This is a genomic window from Trujillonella humicola, assembly GCF_046233715.1.
Lineage (GTDB): Bacteria > Actinomycetota > Actinomycetes > Mycobacteriales > Geodermatophilaceae > Trujillonella > Trujillonella humicola.
In genome coordinates, this window is sequence record NZ_JBJNRJ010000026.1 from 1 (window position 1) to 23,046 (window position 23,046).

A 23,046-nucleotide genomic window follows, 5' to 3' on the forward strand; every position below is an offset into this window, starting at 1 on the left:
GCAGCAGCTGCCGGTGCCCGGCATCGGTCGCCCGCACCGTCATCGGCTTGCCCAGCTGCCGGCCGCCCTCGTCGACGGCGACCGCGCAGTGGGTCTGCTTGTGGACGTCGATCCCAACCGTGACCACCATGAAGGGGTCTCCTCTCTGACCCGAGAAGGGACGGTTGGGCCGGCCGGCGGACATACCTCAGTGGGGGCGCTGCCACGCTCCTATCAAGTCACGCCGGTCGGCCCTGACCAGCGGTGATCGGCACAACGCGTGAACGCCAGCGCCCATCGGGAGCGGCACGGACGGTAGGAGCCAGATCACCACTGGCCAGGATCCCAACCACCGCAACCAGCCGGTGCGGTGCTCAGCACCCTGACACTGAGGCGACGGTAGTGGAGTGCGACCGCGCAGGTTTCCTGCGCGGAGGCACTCCGCTCAGGCCTTGCGGCGGGCGCGGTAGGCGGCGACGGTCGAGCGGCTGGCGCAGGTGTTGGAGCAGTAGCGGCGGCTGGCGTTGCGCGAGGTGTCGACGTAGACGTCGTCGCACCCCTCGGCCGAGCAGACGCCGAGCCGCTGCCAGCCGTGCTGGGCCACCACCTGGGACAGGCCCATGGCCACGGTCGTCGTCAGCTGGTCGAGCACCGGCGCGTCCGGCGGCGTGTAGTGCAGGTGCAGCTCGCCGTCGTGGTCGGTGGCGTAGGGCCGGGGATGGGCCCGGGACAGCAGCGCGTTGAGCCGCTGGAGGACGTCGTCCTGGGTCTCGGCCAGCGCGACGGCGCGCACCAGGTCCGCGGTCTCCGCGGCGGCGCCTGCCTCCTCGGCGGTGAGGTCGCGGGCGGAGTCGTCGGAGAACCACTCGTCGTGCACGCGCAGGAAGTCGGCCGCCCAGGCGTCGGCCGCGCGGTCGACGTTGGCCAGGTCGATGGCCAGCTCGACCGCGTTCGACGCGTAGGTGTCGTAGTTCATTTGACTCCCTACCTCCGCCTCGATACCGTGGCCTGTAGGTGGTAAACCCCTGATGACCGCCTACACATTCCCCGCAGTGCTGAAACGAGTCCCACCGTGCGCGCGTACCTCTCCGTCTGGCGGCTGCCCTCCGCTCCGACCCTGCTCCTCGGCGGTTTCGCCGGCCGGCTGCCCTCGGCCATGGTGCCGCTGGCGCTGCTCCTCATGGTGCAGCAGCAGACCGGGTCGTACGCGGTGGCGGGCCTCGCCGCGGCCACCCTCGGCATCGCCATGGCCGTGATGGCACCGGTCCTCGGCCGGCTGGCCGACCGGCGGTCCCCGCGGCCGGTGCTGCTCACCCAGGCGGTCGCCTACCCGCTGCTGCTCGGCGCGCTGGTCGCCGTCGTCCTCGCCGGGGCGCCCACGGTCGCCGTCCTCGTCGCGTCGGCCGCGGCCGGTGCCGCGACGCCGCTGGTCAGCGGCACCGTCCGGGCGCTGTGGTCGCGCGTCGACCCGCGGGTGCGGCCGGCCGCCTTCGCGCTCGACGCGACGACGACCGAGCTCGTCTTCGTCGTCGGGCCGGGGCTCGTCGCCGCCCTGGCGGTGCTCGTCTCCCCGGCGGTAGCCGTGGGGACGGCCGGCGTCCTGGCCGTGGCCGGAGCCGGGGCCATCGGCATGTCCCGGGCGCTGCGGGCCTGGCAGCCCGCCCGGCACGTGCAGGCCGGCGTCTTCTCCACGGTGCGTGCCCCCGGCATGCCGCGGGTCCTGCTCAGCGGGGCCGCGCTCATGATCGGCTTCGGTGCGATCGAGATCGCCGTCCCCGCGTTCGCCGACCAGGCCGGCTCACCGGGGATGTCCGGCGTCCTGCTGGCCGTGTGGTCGCTGGGGTCGGTGCTGGGCGGGCTGTGGTTCGGCGCCCGCGTGGTGAGCGCGTCGCTGCCGCGCCAGTACCGGTGGCTGCTGCTGGGGACGACGATCGGCCTGGCGCCGCTGGCCGCGGTGTCGAGCCCGTGGGTGCTCGGCGTCCTGCTGTTCCTCGGCGGCTCGGTGATCGCGCCGACGCTCACCGTGCAGAACTCGCTGGTCGGCTCGATCGCCCCGGTCCAGGCGACGACCGAGGCCTTCACCTGGCTGTCGACGGTCACCGTGGGCGCCTCCGCGGTCGGCGCGGCACTGGGCGGTGCGCTGATCGACGCCTCGGGCGTGCCGGGGGCGCTGCTGCTGGCCGTCGCCGGCGCCGCGGTCGCCGTCCTGGTGACGTTGGTGCCCGGTCGTCGCGTCGTCGTCCCGACCGCTCAGTCGCTGATCAGGGCGTAGAAGCCGCTCTCCGACCGGACGACGGTGGCGCCGTCGGTGAGCAGGAACTCCGCCTCCTCGGCAGACCAGCCCGGGGGATGGGTCACCTCCCAGGCCGGCCAGCCGCCGGTGCCCGAGTGCGCGGTGACGCCGCTGCGCGACGCGACCAGCAGGTGCGGCGACCCGCACGGCGGCGTCGCCACCACGTCGCCGTCGAGGTACACCGCGCCGAGCGTCTCCCCCGTGCCGGGGTCGACGAGGTACAGGTTTCCCTCGGCGTCGGGTGCGAGGACCGAGTCGAGCAAGGGGATGACCTGCTCGGCCGCGGCGGCGGGTCGGCTCCAGCGGATGGTCCCGTCCGCCGGATCCACGGCCGTGAGGCCGCCGTCGTGCTGCAGGAACACCACGCCCGACGGTGCCGAGCCCACCCGACACTCGGGCCCGGCCGCGCCGGTGAGCTGCCACCGGTCACTGCCGTCCGGGCCCACAGCGGCCACCAGCCCGGCGGCCTCGTCCGCACGCAGGGCGGTGTCTCCCTGGACCGTGACCCGCCCGCTGAACTCCGCGATGGTCGCGCCGGTGTCGGCGGTGACCATGACGGTCGACTGGTCCGCCTCCCCCTCCGGCAGCTCGCCGAAGAAGAGCACGTCCTCGTGCTGCACGACGGGGATGCCGGCGGCGTCGTCGAGGTCCAGGGACCAGCGGATCTCGCCGGTCGCCGGGTCGACCGACGACGCGCGGTCCGGGTCGATCGACCGATCGCGGACGACGACACCGGAGTCGGTCACCGCGTCGAGCAGGCCCGCGGCGACGGGGACGTCGGACCTCACCTCTCCGGTCGCCGCGTCGAGGGTCAGCAGTCGGTTCTCGTCGGCCGCGGTGTGCGCCAGGCAGAAGGCCGTCGCCGCGTCCGGTGTCGTCCGGCAGCCGAGGTATCCCGCCGGATCGGTCCCCGGCAGCTCGCGCTGCCACGCGGTCTCCCCGCTGGTGTAGTCGACGGCCGAGACGACCAGCGAGACGCCGCTGGACTGCGGCACGAGGACCGTCGTCCCGGGGCCGGCCACCAGGGGGAAGTCGGTGGTCTCCGCGCCGCCGGCTCCGGCCGGTCGCAGGTCGTCGAACGCGACAGCGGGGCCGGCCGAGGGGGTGACGGCGTCCACCGGCCCGCCGGCCGAGCCCGCGTCGTCGTCACCCGACGAGCCGCAGCCCGCGAGCAGGCCCATCGCCAGGACGGCGGGGCCCAGGGCAGCCCGGCGGCCGGCGGAGCGTGGGACAAGCATGGTGGAACCCCCGTGGCACTCGTGTGGCGCCGCGGAAGCGGCGGCCCTTCGTATCACCGGAACGGCGTCGGCCCCGGGCGACACCCGGGCGACCGGGGAGCGCCCCACCCGGGCTGCGGACGGCGCCCGGGGCGCTGGTAGTCTCTTCCGCGGTGGTTCCGAGGGGACTCGGACCCCGGGAGGCTTCGCCTAGTCCGGTCTATGGCGCCGCACTGCTAATGCGGTTTGGGTTAATCCCCATCCCGGGTTCAAATCCCGGAGCCTCCGCGCACGACAACTGCACACACGCACCCGTAGCTCAACGGATAGAGCATCTGACTACGGATCAGAAGGTTAGGGGTTCGAGTCCCTTCGGGTGCACGTCTGGTTGAGACACCGACCTGCGCGTTTCCCCGACGGGGGAGGCGCGCAGGTTCGTTTTTCGGGCCATGTGGGCGCGATGTGGGCGCGGCCGGTTCCTGGCCGGCCGCACGGGGGCGCACCAGGCCCTCGGCTGCGTCGGCCGCCTTCCGGCCCGCCCCCTCCAGCAAGTGGTGGTAGGTGTCCGCGGTCACCCGGATTGACGAGTGGCCCAGCCGCTTCGAGACGACGGCGATGTCGGCGCCTCCGGCGAGCATCAGCGACGCGGCCCCGTGCCGGAGGTCGTGCAGCCGGATAGGCCGCAGGCCGGCCGCCGAACTGAGCCGCGCGAAGACCTTGGTCACCTGCGAGGGTGTGAGGTCCTCGCCGTCCTCGCGCGTGAAGACTCGGCCCGAGTCCCGGTGGGCTGGACCCCAGGCGTCCCGCTCGGCTTGCTGGTGCAGTTGGTGGGCGAGCAGAGCGCCGATCGTGCGGGGGCCGATGTCGACGCGGCGGTCCTCGCCCGAGCGGGTCTTGGGCTTCCCCTCGACCGCCCTGCCGCCGACTTCCACCAGCTGCGAGCGCACGGTGATGACGCCGCGCTCGAGGTCGACGTCATCCCACCGCAGAGCGCACGCTTCCCCGCGCCGGAGGCCGGTGAAGGCGAGCACTTCGAACAGCGCGCCGAGCCGGTGGCCCGCTGCGTGGTCGAGGAACCCGGCGAGCTCGTCCGGCTCCCAAGGGCGGACCTTGGCGGGTCGCTCGGTGGGCAGGGCGACGTCTATCGCCGCGTTGTAGGCCACCAGCCGGGCACGCCGAGCCGACGTCAGGGCTGACCGCAGCGTGGCGTGGATTCGCCGGACCGTCGTCGTTCCCCGGCCGGCCGCCCGCAGGTCGCGGAGGAGCCTCTCGACATGCCCTGGGCGGAGGTCGCCGAGGCGGAGGTGTCCGAGCGCGGGTGCCAGGTCCATCTCGATGTAGCGGCGGTAGGAGAGCGCGGTCGACGGGCGCAGCCCGTCAGCGACCCGATCGGCGAGCCACTCCTGCAGGAAGGTTCCCACGGTGATGCGGCCGTCATGCCGGTGCTCCCCGGTGGACACCGCCGCGACGACCTTGGCCAGGGCCGCCTCGGCCTCGGTCTTGGTCGCGAACCCGCCCTTCTTCTGTTCTCTGCGGCGCCCGGTGCCCGGGTCCCGGCCGATGTCCGCGCGGTAGTACCAGGACCCGTGGCCGCGCTCGCGGCCGAGGCGGGGACAGTTCGCGAGGGGGCGCCCGGAGGCGTCCCGGCAACCGCACCGGCGGAACACCGAGCCCTTCACTGCTCGCCCCTCTCGATGGTGTGCTTCTCCGACATCTCGCTGATCTCCATCGTGTTGCTTGTGGGCATCTCGCTCTGCTCCGTCGAGTCGGTCGCGGGCATCTCGCGCGTGTGCTTCGCCCCCGGCTTGCGCGCGGGCGGGATCAGGCCCAGGTCGCGCGCCCTCGCGACGGCCTTGCGCGCCTGGTCGAGGGTCACCGGGGGCTGGAGGGCCCCAGACCGCTCGAGCTCGTCACGTACGGCCTGGACGGGCCGCCGGCCCCCCATGAGGTACGCCGGGGCCACCAGCCGCTCGAGCGCCCCTTCGTCCAGCTGGGGGCGCGGGCCGCGGCGCTTCCGCGTCGAGCTCGCCCGGTCGCTGCTGCCTACCTCGTCCTCGAATTCGTCCATGCCGCTGCGGACGGTGTCGAGGTACGTCCGGTAGGTGCCGAGGGCCCGCTCGAGAACGTCGGTCAGGGGGAGGCCCCGCAGCACGGGGCTGCCGATCTCGACCCAATCACCGTTTCCCAGGTCCATCGGGCCAGGGAGCAGGACGTCCTCGACGTTGAGGGAGCGCAGGTCGAGGCCTACGCACCTCAGCCGTCGGCCAACCGTGGCGAGGTGCACCCCGACATAGATCCGGACGCCGCGGACCTCGGTCACGACGGGGAAGACGCCACGGTAGACCCGCTCTGGATCCATGCGGGGTTTGTCCTCGTTTCCTGTCACTCACAGCCCCTAATACTCGGCATCCCCTGGACAGCTCCGCGGTAGCGGAGGACTGGCCTGTCATGGTCCTTCTTGGCGAACTACGCAGCTAGATGTGTAGCTACACAGGCTTACTGGCGCTGGCATCGCCACGGTCGAGAGCCACTTGCTCTACCAGAACTAGGTACAGGCATGTCGTCGACATGTCTGATACCAAGGCTGTCGTGTCGTCCCCCTCCTTGCCAACGTCAGTCGAGCGCCTCCTCCAGGCGCGGGCACTTCTCGCCTCTGGCGAGGCCCGCCGCATCCGGCTCGCCGCGGGGGTGAGCGCCGGGCAGATTGCGTCGGACATCGGGGTGAGCGTGTCCGCGGTTCAGCGGTGGGAGCGCGGCGAGCGCATCCCTCGGACCCGGGCAGCCGGCGACTACGCCGAGCTGCTCCTGCGGCTGCAGCGCCAGCTGGATCAGGCGTGACGCCGCGTGGCGAGAGGCTGCGCTGGACCGCCGAGCAGGTGGCGGCTTCCCCGGTCGTGGTCGACGTCGTCACCGCGGGCCAAGCCCTCGGCATGGGCAGGGCAGCCACGTATGAGGCCGTGCGTCGCGGGACCTTCCCCGTCCCTGTCTTGCGAGTCGGCCATCGGTACCGGGTGGTGACCGCGCACTTGCGGCAACTCCTCGGTGTGCAGGCCGAATAGCCCCGTCTCGCGATGACCACGGGAGTCCCGTCTGGCAGCGCGGCGGGGCCGCGGTGCGCGCATGCGCGGTTCCGGCCTGTCCCTGACTGATCCAGCGGCGGCTGGCGGCGGGGAGCCCCATCCCACGCACGAGATCCCGACCACCAGGACCACCAGCGAGAGGCTCTGCTCGGCATGAGGCCAGGCGATGCGATCCCGACCGACCTCAGGGTGCTGGCCATGGCCAGGGCCGTCATGGTGACCGGCGAACGAGCCCGCCCGATCAACGAGGCGAACGTTCTCACCGGTGAGTACGTCACCGTGGAGGAGGCCGTTGCCCGGGGGACGGCCTTCATGGTGCCGCTGCGGGACGGGGTGATCGCCTGGGACGCCGACCCGGACGAGGGCACCGAGGGCATGCCGCCGTGGGTGACGACCGTCGAGCGCGTGACGGCGGAAATGAACGCCCGCTGCGTCATCGTCGGCTCGGGGAGGCCAGGGCATTTCCACGTCTACGTGGTGGGCCCGCCGGGCTGGTCCACGGCCGACCTGGCGGAGCGGTTTCGGCAGGAGGCCGACATCCCGGGAGGCGCGCTGCGAGCAGCCAACGGCATCCGCCCACCGCTGAGCCCCCATCGCCTCGGAGGGGCCGGCGTCCTGGTGAGCCCCCCGGACTACGCGCAGACGCTCGCGGCCCTGACCGGGCGTCCCGGTGCCATTCCCCTGACGCCTGAGAGCCGGCGCATCCTGCGCCACGGGGACCCCCAGGGGAAGTTCACCTACGGGCACAGCCGTAGCAGGTCGGTTATGGCGCGGTCTCTCGCACTGCGCTACGTGAACGCCGGTCTCGGCGTCGAGGACTACATGCACGACATGCTCGACCCCCGGAACCGGGGCGGCGAGAAGGCGCAGGAGATGGAGAAGACCCGCGGCCTGCCGGAGACACGCAAGACACTGAGGAACTGGTACGAGGAGCAGCGGGTACGGGCCAGGGATGATCCCGCCTTCGGGCACGACCGTCGACGGCGGCGGGAGGAACTCGCCCTCCTGCACCGCACCGCCGAGACCTACCCCTGGCCGAAGGGCAAGGCGAGCAGTACGGACCGCGCGGTCTACGAGTTCTTGCTCTCGATCGCGGACGGGATCGAGAACCCGGTGGTCAGGCACTCGACCCGCTCCATCGCCGACGCGGTTGGCCGCCGTCGGGCGACGGTCAGCGCGTCCCTCTCCCGGCTTGAGGAGCGCGGTCTCCTCCAGGTGGTCCGGCGAAGCACCCGGACCGGTGCCAGGACCTACAAGTTGTGCCCGCGCTTGCACGTAACCGACCCAGTTACCCCTGGGGTGGGGGGCAAGAGGGGAGTAACTGGTCCGAATGGATGGACACGGGCCTCGCGGGTGCGGTGCATGACGCCTTCCGCGGCGGCCTGCCTGTCCCCGCTGCCCGGACTCTCCGCGCCATGCGGGTGGGCGAGACCTTGACCGTGGTCGCCCTCGTGCAGAGGCTCCCGGGGGTCACCCCGGCCGCCGTGCGCCACCACCTCAGCGCCCTCCACTCCGCGGGGTTGGTGGATGCCGTCCAACGGCGCCCGGTGGGGCTGTGGCGTCGGCGCCCCACCACGGAAGGCGCACTCGACACGCTGGCGCGGTCCCTGGGCACTGCGGGGGACACCGAGCGCCGGAGAAGGCGGACGGAGCGCGAGAGGACGGCCTGGCGGCGACGGAACGGGGTCGCCCAACCCCAGGCGCCCCGAGTGGCGACCCTGGCGCGCTCCGCGGACCGCGGGGGAGTCGGGGAAGAGCAACGAGAGAGGGGGGCGCAACCGGGCGCGGCGGGATGATGTGGGTGCTGGTCTCGACGATCCGGCGGACGCATGCGCAGGTCAGCGAGCTGTCCGGTCATTCGGCGGGGAGTAGCCGACCCATACCCGTCTTCGAGTGGGGTGTGCCAACTCGGCCATCTCGGAGATGTCGGTCTGGGGCTCTACGGTCTGCGCCATGCCGCAGGAGGAGGAAGCGCGGTGCCGGCGGTGCGGGGCGAAGTTCACGGCCCGGCGCTACTGGGACGCGAAGCGCAGGACGTGGTCGCGGAAGGCCTCGTGGTGCCCGCCCTGCTTCAACGAGTACAACCGGATCAGGCGCGCCGGTGGGACGCCGCCCCCCTCGCCGCGCGACCACGACTCCTGCGTGATCTGCGGCGACGACCTCCCCGAGAACGCCCGGGGGCACGCGAAATACTGCTCACCGGAGTGCCGGAACGCTGGCGCGAGACTGGCCGAGCGGCGGGCCTACCTCGTCCGGACGTACGGCATCACCTGGCAGGAGTACGACGCGCTGCTGGCGAAGCAGGGTGGGGGCTGCGCGATTTGCGGCGGTCCCCCGGGGGAGAGGTACTCCCTCCACGTGGACCACGATCACGCGTGCTGCTCCGGTTCGCGATCCTGTGGCGCATGCATCCGGGGGTTGTTGTGCCACGGATGCAACTCGGGCCTGGGCAGCTTCCGGGACGACCGCGCGCGACTGGAGGCTGCTGTCGCGTACCTGCAGGACCAGGAGGCCACTCGCAGCGGAGCCCTCGGCTTCCCGGCGTAGCCGCTGATTGATTGGGGCTGGGCGGCGGGATCGTGCAGCCGACGGGGGGGCATCAACACGATGTTGATGTCCGAGGTCGCGCCTCCAGCGTGAGCAGGACGAGCGGAAGAGGCGGTCGGGCCCCTCATGCTCGGCAGAGCGCGTCCTTGACCCGGTCGACCGCCGCGCCCGTCTCCTCGTGCTCCCAGATCCGCACCACCCGCCAGCCTGCGGCCGCGAGTCGGGCGTCCGTGTCCGCGTCCCTGGCCCTGGTCCTCCCGATCTTCTCCAACCACCACTCGGCGTTGGCCCGCGGGCGGTTGCCGTGGTCCGGGCAGCCGTGCCAGAAGCAGCCGTCGATGTAGACGGCGACGCGGGCCCGGGTGAAGACCAGGTCGGCACGTCGGCGGAGGCCCGGCAGCGGAGGGAGGTCCACGCGGTACCGGAGGCCCGCCGCGTGGAGGGCGCGGCGCACCGCCAGCTCTGGCGCGGTGTCTCGGGTGCGCTGGAGCTGCATGCGGGAGCGGACGCCTGGGCTGCTGGCCGTGGATGAGGTCGCGCTGCTCTCGCGCCGGGTCCGGGCGGCGCTGTTCGGCCTCCCGGTGGCCGCCGGCCGGGTCACTCGGCGCAGAGCTTGGTGATCCACCCCTCCAAGGAAACCAGCCGGCCGGTCTGGATGTGGGAGAGCGTCCGAGCGATGCCGCCGCTCTCCTTGCGCTGCACCCGGCCCGTGTCGGCAGCGTAGACAGCGCCGGGGCCCTCCGTGTTCACGTGGACGACGTCGGTGAACAGTGGGGCGTTGGCACTCCGGACCGAGCAGGCGGCGGCAAGGCGAGCTGGGTCGAACTCGTTCGTGACGAGCACGTAGTCGAAGTCTTCCCCGGCGTCCTCGAGCTCGGCGTAGTCGCGGAAGTCGCTGAAGAACTGCTCCTCCCGGTCACTGCGCACGCTCCACTTGCACGAGACCAGCTTCCTGCGGTGGGTGGCGCGGTCGATGAGCGCGAGGTCGACCTGCCGCGGCTTGCTCCCCTGGCGAGGCGGGCGGAAGCCAGGAAGGTCGTGCAGCCACGGGCGGACCCGGATCTCGTAGAGGCCGCTCGCCGCGGGGATGCGGCGGAGCAGACCCGCGATCGTGTCCTCGAACCCCTCCCCGACGAGGTTCTTGCGCTTGTTCTCCTGCCCGATGTGCTGCTGGATCCGCTCGGTAAGGCGTCGCAGCGCCTCCGGGGGAGGAGCTGAGGTCAGGTACGGCCGCAGTTCGTCCAGGAGGATGGCCTCCAGCTCCGGGTCCTCCCCCGGCAGGGGCATGGACCGGTCCCCGTACGGCTCCCGCTGGCTCGCCGTCCGCTCGGCTGCTCGTTGCCGTCGCGCGGCGGCCGCGGCGGCGAGGTCTGCGGTCGCGCGCCGGAAGAGCTCGTCGATGTGATCCCCGAGCGATGCGGCCGGGACGCCGAGCGCATCGGAGAGCCAGGCGTGGAACGCCAGGCTCCGGGCGTACCAGGGGCGTCCAGGCTGCGACTTGTCGCTCTCGTAGCAGTGGGCCAGGCCCGTGGTCCGGTCGGTCCAGAGCAGGAGCCGGTACGTGTGCACCCACGCGTTCTGGGCCGTGACGTCGCCAGCCCGGTCGAAGTACTCGCTCAGCAGCCGAGCGCGGTTCTCCTCCCCGAAGGCCCGCGCCACGGCGCGCGTGGCCGACGCCTCTGTGGCGGGCGCAGCGTCGTCGAGCGGGAGGGCGGTCTGGGCGTCTGCGTCGTTGGCGGGGTTCGTCATCCTGGCGGGGTCAGGCTGCAGCGGCACGGGCGGACTCGCGACGGCGGGCGGCACGGGCCCGGTGGACCGTGTCGCGCAGCGCCTCGGCGGCTACCTGCGCCAACAGGGGTGGTACGGCGTTCCCGATCTGGCGGTAGCGCGAGTGGGCGGCGCCGCCGTCGATGCGGCCGGTGAGCGGGCCGCGCCGGGGGTCGGTCGTGACCACGAAGCGGTCGGGGAAGCTCTGCAGCCGGGCGAACTCGCGCACGCTGAGCGGGCGGGCGGCGGAGTAGTGGTAGGCGCTGTCACCCTTGGTGTTGAGGGTCCAGGCCCAGATGTCGGGGTGGAGGCGCCGGTAGGCGTAGTAGTGGGCACGGCCCAGCTGGCCAGTGCCGTTGCTCGGTCCCCACTTGTCGCCGGTCAGGTACCGCGCGCGGAGGTGCTCGGCGAGGTCGCGGTGGTTGCCGCCTGCGGGGATTCCCTCGAGGCGGAGGACGGTGTCTGGCCGGCACCTCGGGACGCTGACGTTCATGGCCCCGGCGGTGCCCGCCCGCATGAGCTGCTGGTAGGCCGAGGCTGCCGGGGGAAGTTCCTGGGCCGGGAGCGCCTCCGCGCGGCGGCCGGCCTCGAGGGCAGCGAGGTCGCCGATGGCCTGCGCGACCGTGGTGAGCCCGAGGTCGCTGGGGTCGGCCAGACGAGCGGCCAGCGCCCGGCCGTCGAGGTCGCCTCGCGGGGTCACGGCGTAGCTGATCTCCGCCTCGCCGGACGCGCCGACGCTGGCCGAGCGGAGCAGTTGTACGGCGGTGGTGGCGCCCGTGCCGCTGAGCTTCGGAGGGTCGAGCTCGAGGTCGGCGCGGACGCCGAGGAAGAGCAGCCTCTTCCGCGTCTGCGGGACTCCGAAGTCGGCTGCGTCCACGAGCTGAGCAGTCACGCGGTACTCGCCGTCGATGGACAGGTCGGCCAGCACCTGGCTCTTGACGCCCATCTGGTCCATCCCCGGGACGTTCTCCATGAGGAACGCCGCGGGGTGCGCGGTGGCCACCGACCGCACGAACTCCCGGTAGAGCGAGTTGCGCGGGTCGTCGATCAGCCGACTGTGGTTCCGCACCTGGGAGAACGCCTGGCATGGCGGGCCCCCGACGAGGACGTCGGCGCCGGCCTCGAGCTCGTCGAGCCGCTCTCGGATCTGCGGGTCTCGGATGTCGCCGCACAGTGCCTCGGCCCCGGGGAAGTTCGCGTGGTAGGTGGCCACGGCGTCGGGGTCGTGGTCGCTGCCGGCGAGAACCCGGAAGCCGGCCTGCCGGAACCCCTGCGAGAGGCCCCCGGCCCCCGCGAAGAGGTCGACCACCGTCAGGGGTTGCTGACTGGTCGCCGGCCCCTCCGCATCGCCGTCGCGCGGGTCCTCCCGCCCTTGGCGGCCGGTGGGCAGCGGCGCGGGTGCTTCTGATGCCGAGGTCGTTGCGGGGGGGAGCACGTCAGAACGTCTACCAGGTGCCTGCGACAGTCTTGCTCTGCCGCGCGGTGGCGGCCGGCCGTGGGCCCTGGGTCACCCGGCGCTCCCCTCGTTTACCTCTGCGCGGGTGTGGCCCGCAGGACGTCCTGCACCAGTGTGAGGAGTCCCTCGGTGCTCGAGTCCTCGGTCGTCCCGTAGGTGGTGCAGTCGCCGTCGTACTGGTTCTCGGGCCGGTAGAGGCCGACGGTCCAGCCGTCGTGCTCGGCCCTCGACCACGAGAGGCTGTCCTCGGCGTCGGTGATGAGCAGCGAGTAGCCGCCGTCGAGCAGCACCTCGAGAGCGGCGTTCATCCCGCCGGTCTGGGTGAACGACGCTCGGAGCCCGGCCGCGGCGAGGGCGTCCAGCACGTCCTGGTACTCCGCCTGGCCCAGGGCCATCGTCTCGTCGAAGGTGAGCATGCGACGCTCCATGGCCGGACGGTACGTCACCCCGCCGACAGGGCGCAGCGGAGCAGGAGTGCCCGCCCAGACGGGACATGCCTGTCATTCCTCGTGCTCGGAGCGGCGCTGAGGGGGCGCCCCGAGCCCCTGGAACGCCCCGGCTGGCCGGTCACTGCCGCAGGCTCTCGGCCTGCTCGAAGTCGCGCCAGAGGCCGCCCAGCGCTTCGTCAGCCGGTCGCTGGGCAGGGCCGGCCGGCTCAGTGATCCGGCGCCCGGCCAGGGCCGCGTACTCGGTTCCGGCGAGCTGTCGGGAGACCGTGACGGTCCGCGCCGTGGGATGGATGGCGAGCAGGGCGAGGTCGAGCAGCGTGTGGATGTCGGCGCGCAGCAGCAGGCCGTTGGTGACGGTGTTCGAGGCCGGCCCGCGGTAGGGGCGGAGGTGTGCGGCCTCGAGCACGGCCTCGGCGGTGCACCCGGTGATGGCGCACATACGCCGGTACGCCCCCAGCAGGTCGCGCCGGAACGCCGGCTGGCCGCGGCGGGTGACGACCTCGCGGTACGTGCGCCGCCGGGCGTCGTAGTCGTCCGCGGGCGGCTCCGTCGGAGCCTCGACCTCTGCCTCCGCGTCCCGGAGGAGCACGTCGCCGATGGTGTCGCCGCGGCTGGGGTCGGAGCCCGCCACGCTCTCGAAGAAGAAGTAGCCGTCCTGCCACGCGACGGGCCGGCCCAGCCCGAGCACTCGGTACTGGGGACGCCGGCCGAGGGGAGGCTGCTCCTGCAGGACGCCCACGGGCACCCCATCGCGCATGCAGGCCAGCAGGCCGCGGTTGGTGTACTCGCGGTCCCGCTGCTGCGGGTCTGCCCCCTCCTGGTGGTAGGCGAAGAACCAGCTGCCGTCGGCCCTCTCCCTAACCTCGCCGTCGGGGTAGGGGCTGTCGAGGTTGATCCGGATGCTGAGCGCGTACTCGAGGTCGGCGGGCTTGTAGATGCCCTTCGGCGCGGAGACGAGGAAGCTGCCGTCCTCCAGCCGCCCGGGGAAGCCGGTGACCTCCCCGGCGCGCTCGGCGAACCAGGCCAGGCGGCGGCGGTGGGCCTCGGGGAGCTGGTCGAGAGGCAGGGGCGGGACGTCGGCCATGGGGTCACTGTGCGGAGATCCCCGCATCCGGCGGTGGAGGCACGCCGGGCGCCCCCGGGGCGCCGGGGGCCGGGAGGGGGCTCCCGCACGCGCCCACGTGGCGCCCACAACCCTCATCGGCCCAGGTCAGGGCGGTGTCCTCTGATACGCAATCAGCCGGCGGGCGTTCGGAACACTCGCGCTTGAGGTGCCTCTCCGGTGAACGGTGGCGACGACGCCATGTTGGGATGGACGTGTCCGTCGACCTACTGCGCGTCGCGGTAGCGGGAGTCGCGTTGCGGCCAACCTCCGCGGTCAACGGTAGGCAGTAGACCCGGGCCATCTGGGCAGTAGTAGCAAGAAAGTAGCGCCTAAGTAGGACACGAGCCGGTAGGGTCGCGTTGTTGTTGCCGCCGAAGGCCGGTCGCCGTGGTGCTGAGGAGCCGATCTACATGCCCGTGAGTCGAGAGGTCCGCCGCTTGGAGCGCAAGTGGGGCACCAACACCGGCTGGCCGAAGCGCCTCGACTGGATCGAGATCCGGGGGGTGCGCGGGTGGACAGGTCAGCGCTTCGACATGCCCTTCCCGATCATGGCTGTTGTGGGGGAGAACGGTGTCGGCAAGAGCACCGTTCTGCAGGCGTCGGCCTCGGTCTACTCGTCGTCGGAACCAGGTGACAAGGAGCGCTTCGCATCGGACTTCTTCCCCACGACAACGTGGGACCAGGTCAGCGGTGTCGAGATCCGCTACGCCGTCCGTGAGGGCGGAGAGCCCATCGTTGCCTCGGTTCGGAAGCCGACCGACCGGTGGAGGGGAAACCCGGAGCGCAGGCAACGGCCGGTGCGATACATCGATTTGAGCCGGATCCAGCCGGTTCCCGCGCGGGTCGGGTACTCCAGGTTGGCCAACCCGACGCTCACCGAGGTTGATGCGGTCGACTTCGACCAGGAGCGGCTCGGTGCGCTCAGCACAATCCTCGGGCGCAAGTACGAGTTGGCCAGGATGGCCACCCTCGATGCGGATCAGCATCGCCAGGTGCCCGTCATCGCGCAGAACGGCTCCCCCTACTCGGGCTTCCACCAGGGGGCCGGGGAGACCACGATCGCGGAGTTGCTCGGCAGAGACCTGCCGAGGTACAGCCTGGTTCTCATCGACGAGGCCGAGTCGTCACTCCATCCCCGGGCGCAGCGGCGGCTCATCCGAGACTTGGCGGAGAAGTGCCGCGAGCGCGAGTTGCAGATCATCTTGACGACGCACTCGCCCTACATCCTCGAGGAGCTGCCGGCGGCCGCACGGGCATGCATCCTCCAGACCGGCGGCGCGCGCGAGATCGTCTACGGGGTCAGCCCGGCTTTCGCCATGTCGAAAATCGACGATCAGCCATGGCACGAGATCGATCTCTACGTCGAAGACGCTCGAGCGCGCCAGATGCTCGTCGAGGCGCTGACGGCCGTGGACCGCGACTTGGTCCCCAGGTGCCAGGTCATCCCCTTCGGCGCGGTGCAGGTCGGGAAGTCGTTGGGGCAGATGGTGGAGCAGCGTCGGTTCCCGCGTCCGACCTGCGTCTTTCTCGATGGAGACGCTGGTGGGGCCCCCGGCTGTGAGGTGCTACCAGGTGACGACGCCCCGGAGCGCGTCGTGTTCGAGGCCCTCGCCGATGCGGACTGGCCCGGTCTGGCTCAGCGGCTCGGTCGCCCGTACGCCGAGATCGCGGACGCCTGTAGTCGCGCGATGACGCAGCCGGACCATCATGACTGGGTCGTTGCGGCTGCGTCGCCGCTCACGGTGTCCGGAGACAACCTCTGGCAGGCCATGTGCGCCGAATGGGCCACCCGGCTTCTGCCGAAGTTGGAGGCCGAGGGCATCGCTCGAACTGTTCGTGATGCTCTCGAGGGCATCGACGGAGGTGGCCCCTCGCGTCCCGCGGTGTCGTCGTCCCTACCTCAGTCCGCGGGGCCGGTGCCGCCCGGCCCGGGGGCGATGGAGCTGCCGTACAGGTAGACCCGATTGCTCCGAGTCCCGGCGTTCCGGTCTCAGGGCCGGCCGCCGGCATGGCACGCCGGTGGGCGCCCGTGGGCGCGCTGTGGGCGCGCTGTGGGCGCGCTGTGGGCGCGCTGTGGGCGCGAACGCGCGAGGAGTGAGGAGGCCACGAAGGCCCGCTCAAACACCTCGGGGCCCCGCTGACCTGCGTCTTCGGCAGTCCACGTCACTCCGGGGCACCGTCCGGCACACCGCTGTCCTGACTACGGATCAGAAGGTTAGGGGTTCGAGTCCCTTCGGGTGCACGTCTGGTTGAGACAGCACGACGGCGCGCCGCCCCGACGGGGGCGGCGCGCCGTCGTGTCTTCCGGGCTCAGCGGGTGCGCTCGGTGATGGTGTCCAGCTGCTCCTTGAGCGCGGCGACCTCCTCGGCGCTCATCTGCAGGACGTCGATCATCATCGCCGACATGTCGCAGGTCGGTCGCTCCAGCGCCCGGCCCGCCTCGGTGAGCTCCACGTAGACCCTGCGCTCGTCGGCGGTGTCGCGGCGGCGGGTGATCAGCTGCAGCGCCTCCATCCGCTTGAGAAGCGGGGAGACGGTTGCGGTGTCCAGGCCGAGCCGGTCGGCGATGCCCCGCACGGTGAGCGGGCCGGGGTCCTCCGGGTCCCACAGGGCCATGAGCACCAGGAGCTGGGTGTAGGTGATCCCCATCGAGTCGAGCATCGGCCGGTAGCGGGCCACCACCGCGCGCGAGGCGGCGTACAGCGAGAAGCAGAGCTGGTCGTCGAGCCGGGTGCTGGGCGCGGGCGTGGTCACGCCCGAAGCGTAGGGCGCTGCCCGGCGCCGGCCGGACCCCGTGAGGAGCCGCCGTGCACCCCGGGGATCCCCCGCGCGCCGAACCCGGGACGGATGGGGGCGCTCCCCGATGGGCGGCGGGCCGCGGCGCCGAGAGGCTCGGCCGGCGGCGCGGACGAGCCCGGCGTCGGGCTGGCCCGACACCCCCTCCACCAGCTGGCGGGATGGGTTCGCGCCGTCGTGACCAGCAGATTCGGCTGCGGACATCCGCACCCACGACAGGAGACGTGCCATGCGAAGAAGCGGCAACCTCGCCGGGCGGGTCGGGCGGTGGAGCGCCCGTCACCGCCGGGCCGCGATCCTCGGGTGGCTGGCCTTCGTGCTGGCCGCGGTCGCCGTCGGCGCCCTCGTGCCGCAGGGCCAGCTGACGGCGGCCGAGCAGAGCGTCGGCGCACCCGCCGAGGCCCAGCGGATCCTCGACGACAACGGCTGGGAGGAGCCCGCCGCGGAGATGGTCCTGGTCCAGCGCGAGGCCGGCGTCCCCCAGGCCGCCGTCACCGCCGCCCTGGCCGACCTCGCCGCCGCCCTGCGGGCCACCCCGGAGGCGACGAACGTCGTCAGCCCGCTCGACGGCGCGCCGCTGATCTCCGCCGACGGCCGCTCGGCCCTGGTCACGCTCGACATCGCCGGTGACCCCGAGACCGCCGACGAGCGGATCGCCCCCATCCAGCAGGCGGTCGCGGCGGTCGCGGCCGACCACGACGACGTCCGCATCGAGCAGTTCGGCGACACCAGCGCCGAGCTCGCGCTGGGCGACACCCTCGACGCCGACTTCCAGCGCGCCGAGCTGCTGTCGATCCCGATCATCCTCGCCGTCCTGCTGTTCACCTTCGGCGCGCTGGTCGCGGCCCTGCTGCCGCTGCTGTTCGCGCTGTCGGCGTTCATCGCCGCGCTCGGGCTGCTGGGCCTCACCAGCCAGATCTGGCCCGTCGACCAGAGCGCGCAGATCGTCATGCTGCTCATCGGCCTGGCCGTCGGCGTCGACTACTCGCTCTTCTACCTCAAGCGCGAGCGGGAGGAGCGGGCCAAGGGCGCCGGCCCGGTCGACGCGCTCGACATCGCCGCCGCCACCTCCGGCCGGTCGGTGCTGATCTCCGGCATCACCGTGGTCGTGGCGATGGCGGGCATGTTCCTCACCGGGTTCTCGGTGTTCACCGGCGTGGCCTCGGCGACCATCCTCGTCGTCGCCGTCTCGGTCATCGGCTCGCTCACCGTGCTGCCGGCGACGATGGCGTGGCTCGGCGACCGGGTGGAGAAGGGCCGGCTGCCGTTCGCCCGCCGCCGCGAGGCCCGGCCCGGCCGGTTCTGGCCTGCGATCCTCGGCGTGGTGCTTCGCCGTCCGCTCGTGGCCGGGCTGCTCGCCGGGGGAGCCCTGGTCGCCCTCGCCGTCCCGGCGCTGTCGATGGACCTGCGCAACGAGAGCGTCACCGACCTGCCGCAGGACATGCCGATCATCCAGACCTACAACCGCATCAGCGAGGCGTTCCCGGGCGGACCGTCGCCGGCCCACGTGGTGATCGAGGCGCCGGACGTCGAGGCGCCCGAGGTGCAGGCGGCCATCGCCGACCTCCGCGAGCGGGCGCTGGCCAGCGGGCAGATGAACGACCCGATCGACGTCGCGGCCAACGAGGCCGGCACGGTCGCCGTGGTCAGCGTCCCGCTCGTCGGGGACGGCGAGGAGCAGGCCTCACGCGACGCGCTGGCCACCCTCGAGGACCTGGTGGCCCCCACGCTCGGCGCGGCCGACGGCGTCACGGCCGTGGTCAGCGGCGCCACCGCCGACTCCGTCGCGTTCGACGCGCTGATGGCCGAGCGCACGCCGTGGGTGTTCGCCTTCGTCCTCGTGCTGGCCTTCGTGCTGCTGCTGGTCTCGTTCCGCTCGGTGACCGTCGCGCTGACCGCGATCGCGCTCAACCTGCTCAGCGTCGCCGCCGCGTACGGCGCGATGGTGCTGGTCTTCCAGGAGGGCTGGGGCGCCGGCCTCATCGGCCTGGACCGCACCGGCGGCATCGTGAACTGGATCCCGCTGTTCCTGTTCGTGATCCTGTTCGGCCTGTCGATGGACTACCACGTGTTCATCCTCGGGCGGATCCGCGAGGGCCACGACCGCGGCCTGCCCACCCGGGCGGCGGTCGCGCGGGGCATCACGTCCTCGGCCGGGACGGTCACCAGCGCCGCGGTGATCATGGTCTTCGTCTTCCTGACCTTCGTGACGCTGTCGATGACCTCGATGAAGCAGATCGGGCTGGGGCTGGCGCTGGCGGTGCTGCTGGACGCCACCGTCGTCCGGGCCGTGCTGGTCCCGGCGGTCATGCAGCTGCTCGGCGACCGCAACTGGTACCTGCCGCGGTGGCTGCGCTGGCTGCCGGAGCTGCGGCACTCCGAGGCCGCCCCGGTCGCGGCCCCGGTCGCCGTCCCGGCCCCGCGGCCGGCCGCGGTCGAGGAGGTGCCGGTGCTGGTGGCCCGCGACTGACCCCGACCCCTCGACGAGATCTGCACAGTCGTCGCCATCGCGCGCTGATGGCGACGACTGTGCAGATCTCGCGGGCGTCAGGGAGCGGGGACGACGGACTTGGTGACCTGACCGAAGGCGACGGTGCGGCCGTCGACCTCGGCCTGCGACCGCAGGAAGACCAGCGTGCGCCCGCGGCGCACCACCTCGGCGTGCAGGTGCACCCGGGCGCCCTCGGCCACCGGCCGCAGCAGGGACGACGTCGCGTCGTGGGTCACCGCGTTCTCCCCGGGGCCCAGGTCGGGCAGCAGCCGCAGGTAGGCGGTGACGTCGAGCAGCGCCGAGACCAGCCCGGCGTGCAGGACGGCCGCGTTGTTCAGCGCCTGCGGCCCCACGGGGAGGACGACGCCCGCGCGGGGATCGGCCGGATCGGTGAGCGCCAGGCCCAGCCAGCGGTGCAGCGGAACCTCGAGCACCCCGCGGACCCGCGCGGCGAGGACGTCGTCGTCGGGCACCCCCCCACCCTGCCACCCGCCTCCCGAGCCGACCTGACAGCCCGGAGACATCTGCACAGGCGGCCCAATCAGGGCCTGATGGCGACGACTGTGCAGATCTCGGCATGGGGTGGTGGGTCCCGTCAGGGGGTGGTGGCGCCGGTGACCGAGTGGGTGAGCGCGCGCAGGAGGTCGGCCAGCCGCGCCCGCTCGGTCGCGTCCAGGCCGGCGAGCAGCCGGTCCTCCAGGGCGATGTGCTCCTCGAAGACGGCGTCGATCCGGGCCAGGCCGGCCGGGGTGAGCTCGGCGTAGACGACCCGGCGGTCCTCGGCCGACCGCACCCGGCGCACGAGGCCCTCGGCCTCCAGCCGGTCGATCCGCAGCGTGGTGGCCGCCGAGGTGAGCAGCGTGGCGCCGGCCAGCTCCCCGGTGGTGCGCCGGTGCGGCGGATCGGCACGGCGGAGCTGGGAGAGCAGGTCGAAGGCGGCCGAGGTGAGCCCGTGCCGCTCGTGCAGGCGTCGGACGGCCGCGCGGCGCATCAGGTCCAGCCGGGCGATCCGGCCGAAGACGCCGATGCCGGACGCGTCGACGTCCGGCCGGGCCGCCGCCCAGCTCGCCACCACTGCGTCGACCTCGTCCGGCTCCGTCACGCCGCCTCCTCCGGTCCCTTGCCGCAAAGACATCTAAGCGCTAACAATGTAGGTACTTACACATCTTGTCGCGGGTCGGTGCGCGAGGAAACCAGGGGAGAGGCCATGAGCGGGCAGCAGCTGGTCGGGATCGTCGGCGGCGGCGTGGGCGGCATAGTCGCGGCCATCGCGCTGCGGCGGCTCGGCCGCGAGGTCGTCGTCTTCGAGCAGGCCGCCCGCCTGGGCCGGGTCGGCGCCGACATCAACCTGACCCCCAACGCCGTGGCGGCGCTCGACGGCCTCGGCGAGGGTGTGGGGGAGCGGCTGCGCGAGACCGCCGCCCGGCCCTCGCACCGGATCAGCCGCACCTGGGACACCGGCGAGGAGACCTCCCGGCTGGAGATGGGCGCCGTCGCCGAGCAGCGCTACGGCTCACCGCAGCTGACCATCCACCGCGCCGACCTGCTCGACGCGCTCGTGCCCGCCCTGCCCGACGGCGTGCTGCGACTGGGCTGCACGCTGTCGGCGATCCGGCAGGACGGCGACCGGACGGTGCTCGAGTTCGCCGGCGGCGGCTCCGCGGAGGTCGACGTCCTGGTCGGCGCCGACGGGATCCACTCCGTCGTCCGCACGGCGCTGCTCGGCCCGGAGCAGCCGGAGTTCACCGGGGTGGTCGCCTACCGCGCCGTCGTCCCCGCCGATCGGCTCGCCGGCGTCCCCAACCTTGGCGCCTTCACGAAGTGGTGGGGTGCGGACCCGGCGACCCAGATCGTCACCTTCCCGCTCAACCGCGGCCGGGACGTGTTCGTCTTCGCCACCCGCCCGCAGGACTCCTGGCGGGAGGAGTCCTGGACCGCGCCCGGTGACGTCGAGGAGCTCCGCCGCGCCTATGCCGCCTTCCACCCCGAGGCCCGGGCGCTGCTCGACGCCTGCGACTCGGTGCTGAAGTCCGCGCTCTACGTCCGCGACCCGCTGCCGCGCTGGTCGGCCGGGACGCGCACCCTGCTCGGCGACGCCTGCCACCCGATGATGCCGTTCATGGCCCAGGGTGCCGGCATGGCGATCGAGGACGCCGTCGTCCTCTCCCGGGCGCTGGCCGGGCACGAGCCGGCCGACGCCGCCGCGGCGCTGCTGGTCTACGAGGCCGCCCGCCGTCCCCGCACCGCCGACGTGCAGATCGGCTCGCGCGGCAACGACTGGCTGCGGGTGGCCGGCAACGCCGACTGGGTCTACGGCTACGACGCCTGGACCGTCCCGCTGGGCTGACCCCGCTCCCGGAGCCGGGGCGGGCGCTGGGGGCGGTGGCGCCGGTAGGCGCTCCAGGCATCGGCCCTCGGGCGGCCATCCCGCCCGGGAGAGTGGCCGGCGGAAGGTCAATGCTCCGCCGATCGTCCGCCCGCCGCCCCGGCCCGGGCCGCAACGAGCGGAGAAGTACGGATCTTCGACGCTGCGGATGAGTCGCAGATCTTCTTGCCGCAAAGCCCTTGAGCGCTAAGTTGTGTGCGTGGTCACCGAGAGCGCCGCGCCGGTCCGCTGGACGCGCTACGTCGGCGCGTGGCTGGCCATCGGCAGCTCGCCCGGCGCGCTCGTGCTCGGCGCCCAGCTGGCCGGCGGGGGCGGGCCGCTGCCGCTGCCGTGGGTGGTGCCCGGCGTCGTCCTCATGGCCGTGCTGCTGGTGCTGCACGGCCGGCTCGGCCTGCGGCCGCCGATCGGCTCGGGGCAGACGTTCGCCGAGCTCAGCCGGGGCTACCTGGCCCCGCCGGCGCGGGCGGCGGTGGGCCTGCTCGTCGCGGCCGGCATGGTGGGGTGGGTCGGCTTCGGTCTCGGCATCGGCGGGGAGTCGCTGGGCCGGGTGCTCGACGTCCCCGCCGCGGCGTGCGTGCTCGGGCTCGGCGTCGCGGTCGGGGCGCTGGCCCTCAGCGACGTCCGGTACTGGAACCGGGTCGCCGTGGGGACGACGCTGCTGACCCTCGTCGCGGCCCCGCTGCTGCTGCTCGGCGTCGACCGCGTGCCGGCGCCGGTCACCTCCGCCGCGGGGCCGGGCTCGTCGGCCGTCGTGCTGCTCGGCGCGTTCGTCGGCTACGTCGCCGTCTTCATGCTGCGCTCCCCGGACTTCACCGCCGGGCTGGCGCACCGCGCCGGCCTGCTCGCCTGCGTCGCCGCGCTGGTGCTGCCCGCCGTGGGCCTGGTGCTCGTCGGCGCGGCGCTGCACCTGTCCGGGGACGGCACCGGCGACGCCACCCTCGCCGCGGTCGCCGCCATGCGGCTGGGCGGGGTGCCGATCGGCGACCTGCTCGTGGTCACCGCCGTCGTGGCGCCGGCCATCGCCGCGGCGTACTCCGGCGGGCTGGCGCTCAAGACCTTCACCGGCGCCCGGCCCCGGGTGGCGACCGCGGTCATCACCGTGCTGGGCCTGGTGCTCGGCGTCCTGGGCTTCCACCGCGGGCTGGTGGACTGGCTGTCGCTGCTGGCCGGCGTCGCGCCGCCGATCGCCGTCCCCTTCTGGGTCGAGGCGGCGCGCCGCCGGCGTGGCCGCGCCCCCCGCCGGATCCCCGTGCTCGTCTGGCTGCCGCCGGCGCTCGCCGGCGGCCTGCTCATGGCCGCCGGGGTGCCCGGCGCCCCGGTGGTCGCCCTGGCCGCGGCCCTGCTCCTCGCCGGCGGCTGGGGGCTCACCGGCCGCGCGCCGGCGTCCGCCCCGGAAGGGCAGTGGGCGCCTCCGGCGGTGCGCTGAGTCACTCCTCCGGCGCGGCGCGTTGCATGTCGGTTAATTACCAAGACTCTTTGC

19 protein-coding genes, 3 tRNA genes and 1 pseudogene are annotated in these 23,046 nt (G+C 73.1%); 11 read left to right on the forward strand and 12 right to left on the reverse strand.

Annotated elements, in window-relative coordinates; all coding sequences use genetic code 11:
• Positions 1-424 precede the first annotated feature (424 nt).
• A complete protein-coding gene (locus tag ACK586_RS14180; RefSeq protein ID WP_409331137.1) occupies positions 425-955 on the reverse strand; it encodes a CGNR zinc finger domain-containing protein in 531 nt (176 codons plus the stop codon).
• Positions 956-1,051: 96 nt separating this feature from the next.
• Here ACK586_RS14180 and ACK586_RS14185 point away from each other — a divergent pair, with 96 nt between their 5' ends.
• Positions 1,052-2,251, forward strand: a complete 1,200-nt coding sequence (locus ACK586_RS14185; RefSeq protein WP_409331138.1) for an MFS transporter — start codon at positions 1,052-1,054, stop codon at positions 2,249-2,251.
• On the opposite strand, the gene ACK586_RS14190 is transcribed toward ACK586_RS14185, so the two are convergent.
• Positions 2,230-3,510 carry an outer membrane protein assembly factor BamB family protein gene (locus tag ACK586_RS14190; protein ID WP_409331139.1) on the reverse strand — a complete coding sequence of 427 codons (1,281 nt, stop codon included), beginning with the start codon at positions 3,508-3,510 and terminating at the stop codon, positions 2,230-2,232. The two genes, ACK586_RS14185 and ACK586_RS14190, sit on opposite strands and share 22 nt — an antisense overlap.
• A 178-nt stretch (positions 3,511-3,688) precedes the next feature.
• Between ACK586_RS14190 and ACK586_RS14195 the strand changes: the two genes are divergently transcribed.
• Positions 3,689-3,777 (forward strand) — tRNA-Ser (locus ACK586_RS14195).
• A gap of 20 nt (positions 3,778-3,797) precedes the next feature.
• Positions 3,798-3,870, forward strand: a tRNA-Arg gene (locus ACK586_RS14200).
• A 224-nt stretch (positions 3,871-4,094) separates the two neighbouring features.
• On the opposite strand, the pseudogene ACK586_RS14205 reads toward ACK586_RS14200, so the two are convergent.
• Positions 4,095-5,168: pseudogene (locus ACK586_RS14205) on the reverse strand (tyrosine-type recombinase/integrase); the annotation flags it as partial.
• Positions 5,165-5,875 (reverse strand): hypothetical protein, encoded by a 711-nt coding sequence (locus tag ACK586_RS14210; RefSeq protein WP_409331140.1) that lies wholly within the window; start codon positions 5,873-5,875, stop codon positions 5,165-5,167. The gene ACK586_RS14210 and the pseudogene ACK586_RS14205, both read right to left, overlap by 4 nt.
• 182 nt (positions 5,876-6,057) lie before the next feature.
• Here ACK586_RS14210 and ACK586_RS14215 point away from each other — a divergent pair, with 182 nt between their 5' ends.
• From ACK586_RS14215 to ACK586_RS14225, 3 genes are all read left to right on the forward strand, one after another.
• Positions 6,058-6,327 (forward strand): helix-turn-helix domain-containing protein, encoded by a 270-nt coding sequence (locus ACK586_RS14215; RefSeq protein ID WP_409331141.1) that lies wholly within the window; start codon positions 6,058-6,060, stop codon positions 6,325-6,327.
• Between the two features lie 440 nt (positions 6,328-6,767).
• Positions 6,768-8,006 carry a hypothetical protein gene (locus ACK586_RS14220; RefSeq protein ID WP_409331142.1) on the forward strand — a complete coding sequence of 413 codons (1,239 nt, stop codon included), beginning with the start codon at positions 6,768-6,770 and terminating at the stop codon, positions 8,004-8,006.
• A 516-nt stretch (positions 8,007-8,522) separates the two neighbouring features.
• A complete protein-coding gene (locus ACK586_RS14225; RefSeq protein WP_409331143.1) occupies positions 8,523-9,116 on the forward strand; it encodes an endonuclease VII domain-containing protein in 594 nt (197 codons plus the stop codon).
• Between the two features lie 124 nt (positions 9,117-9,240).
• Here the strand turns inward: ACK586_RS14225 and ACK586_RS14230 are convergent, their stop codons facing one another.
• The 5 genes from ACK586_RS14230 to ACK586_RS14250 all read right to left on the reverse strand — a co-directional run bounded on the left by ACK586_RS14230 (position 9,241) and on the right by ACK586_RS14250 (position 13,872).
• Positions 9,241-9,741 (reverse strand): very short patch repair endonuclease, encoded by a 501-nt coding sequence (locus tag ACK586_RS14230; protein ID WP_409331144.1) that lies wholly within the window; start codon positions 9,739-9,741, stop codon positions 9,241-9,243.
• Complete coding sequence (locus ACK586_RS14235) at positions 9,714-10,865, reverse strand: hypothetical protein (RefSeq protein WP_409331145.1); 1,152 nt, start codon at positions 10,863-10,865, stop codon at positions 9,714-9,716. Before ACK586_RS14235 ends, ACK586_RS14230 begins: the two co-directional genes overlap by 28 nt.
• Before the next feature lie 10 nt (positions 10,866-10,875).
• A complete protein-coding gene (locus tag ACK586_RS14240; RefSeq protein WP_409331146.1) occupies positions 10,876-12,192 on the reverse strand; it encodes a DNA cytosine methyltransferase in 1,317 nt (438 codons plus the stop codon).
• Positions 12,193-12,410: 218 nt separating this feature from the next.
• Positions 12,411-12,767 (reverse strand): hypothetical protein, encoded by a 357-nt coding sequence (locus tag ACK586_RS14245; protein ID WP_409331147.1) that lies wholly within the window; start codon positions 12,765-12,767, stop codon positions 12,411-12,413.
• A gap of 139 nt (positions 12,768-12,906) precedes the next feature.
• Complete coding sequence (locus ACK586_RS14250; protein WP_409331148.1) at positions 12,907-13,872, reverse strand: HNH endonuclease; 966 nt, start codon at positions 13,870-13,872, stop codon at positions 12,907-12,909.
• 458 nt (positions 13,873-14,330) lie between these two features.
• On the opposite strand from ACK586_RS14250, the gene ACK586_RS14255 reads away from it, so the two are divergent.
• Positions 14,331-15,851: an AAA family ATPase gene (locus ACK586_RS14255; protein WP_409331149.1), complete on the forward strand. Its 1,521-nt coding sequence runs from the start codon at positions 14,331-14,333 to the stop codon at positions 15,849-15,851.
• Between the two features lie 215 nt (positions 15,852-16,066).
• A tRNA-Arg gene (locus ACK586_RS14260) sits at positions 16,067-16,135 on the forward strand.
• A gap of 68 nt (positions 16,136-16,203) precedes the next feature.
• Here ACK586_RS14260 and ACK586_RS14265 read toward each other — a convergent pair.
• Entirely contained in the window at positions 16,204-16,647 is a 444-nt protein-coding gene (locus tag ACK586_RS14265) for a MarR family winged helix-turn-helix transcriptional regulator (RefSeq protein WP_409331150.1), read from the reverse strand.
• 271 nt (positions 16,648-16,918) lie between these two features.
• Between ACK586_RS14265 and ACK586_RS14270 the strand changes: the two genes are divergently transcribed.
• The gene (locus ACK586_RS14270) at positions 16,919-19,159 is read left to right on the forward strand and encodes an MMPL family transporter (protein ID WP_409331151.1); all 2,241 of its coding nucleotides are present in this window, start codon (positions 16,919-16,921) and stop codon (positions 19,157-19,159) included.
• Positions 19,160-19,236: 77 nt separating this feature from the next.
• On the opposite strand, the gene ACK586_RS14275 is transcribed toward ACK586_RS14270, so the two are convergent.
• Positions 19,237-19,653 carry a PaaI family thioesterase gene (locus tag ACK586_RS14275; RefSeq protein WP_409331152.1) on the reverse strand — a complete coding sequence of 139 codons (417 nt, stop codon included), beginning with the start codon at positions 19,651-19,653 and terminating at the stop codon, positions 19,237-19,239.
• A gap of 122 nt (positions 19,654-19,775) precedes the next feature.
• Positions 19,776-20,282: a MarR family winged helix-turn-helix transcriptional regulator gene (locus ACK586_RS14280; protein ID WP_409331153.1), complete on the reverse strand. Its 507-nt coding sequence runs from the start codon at positions 20,280-20,282 to the stop codon at positions 19,776-19,778.
• A gap of 105 nt (positions 20,283-20,387) precedes the next feature.
• Between ACK586_RS14280 and ACK586_RS14285 the strand changes: the two genes are divergently transcribed.
• Together ACK586_RS14285 and ACK586_RS14290 are read left to right on the forward strand one after the other, a co-directional pair.
• The gene (locus ACK586_RS14285) at positions 20,388-21,527 is read left to right on the forward strand and encodes an FAD-dependent monooxygenase (RefSeq protein ID WP_409331154.1); all 1,140 of its coding nucleotides are present in this window, start codon (positions 20,388-20,390) and stop codon (positions 21,525-21,527) included.
• A gap of 238 nt (positions 21,528-21,765) precedes the next feature.
• Positions 21,766-22,992: a purine-cytosine permease family protein gene (locus tag ACK586_RS14290; protein WP_409331155.1), complete on the forward strand. Its 1,227-nt coding sequence runs from the start codon at positions 21,766-21,768 to the stop codon at positions 22,990-22,992.
• Positions 22,993-23,046 lie beyond the last annotated feature (54 nt).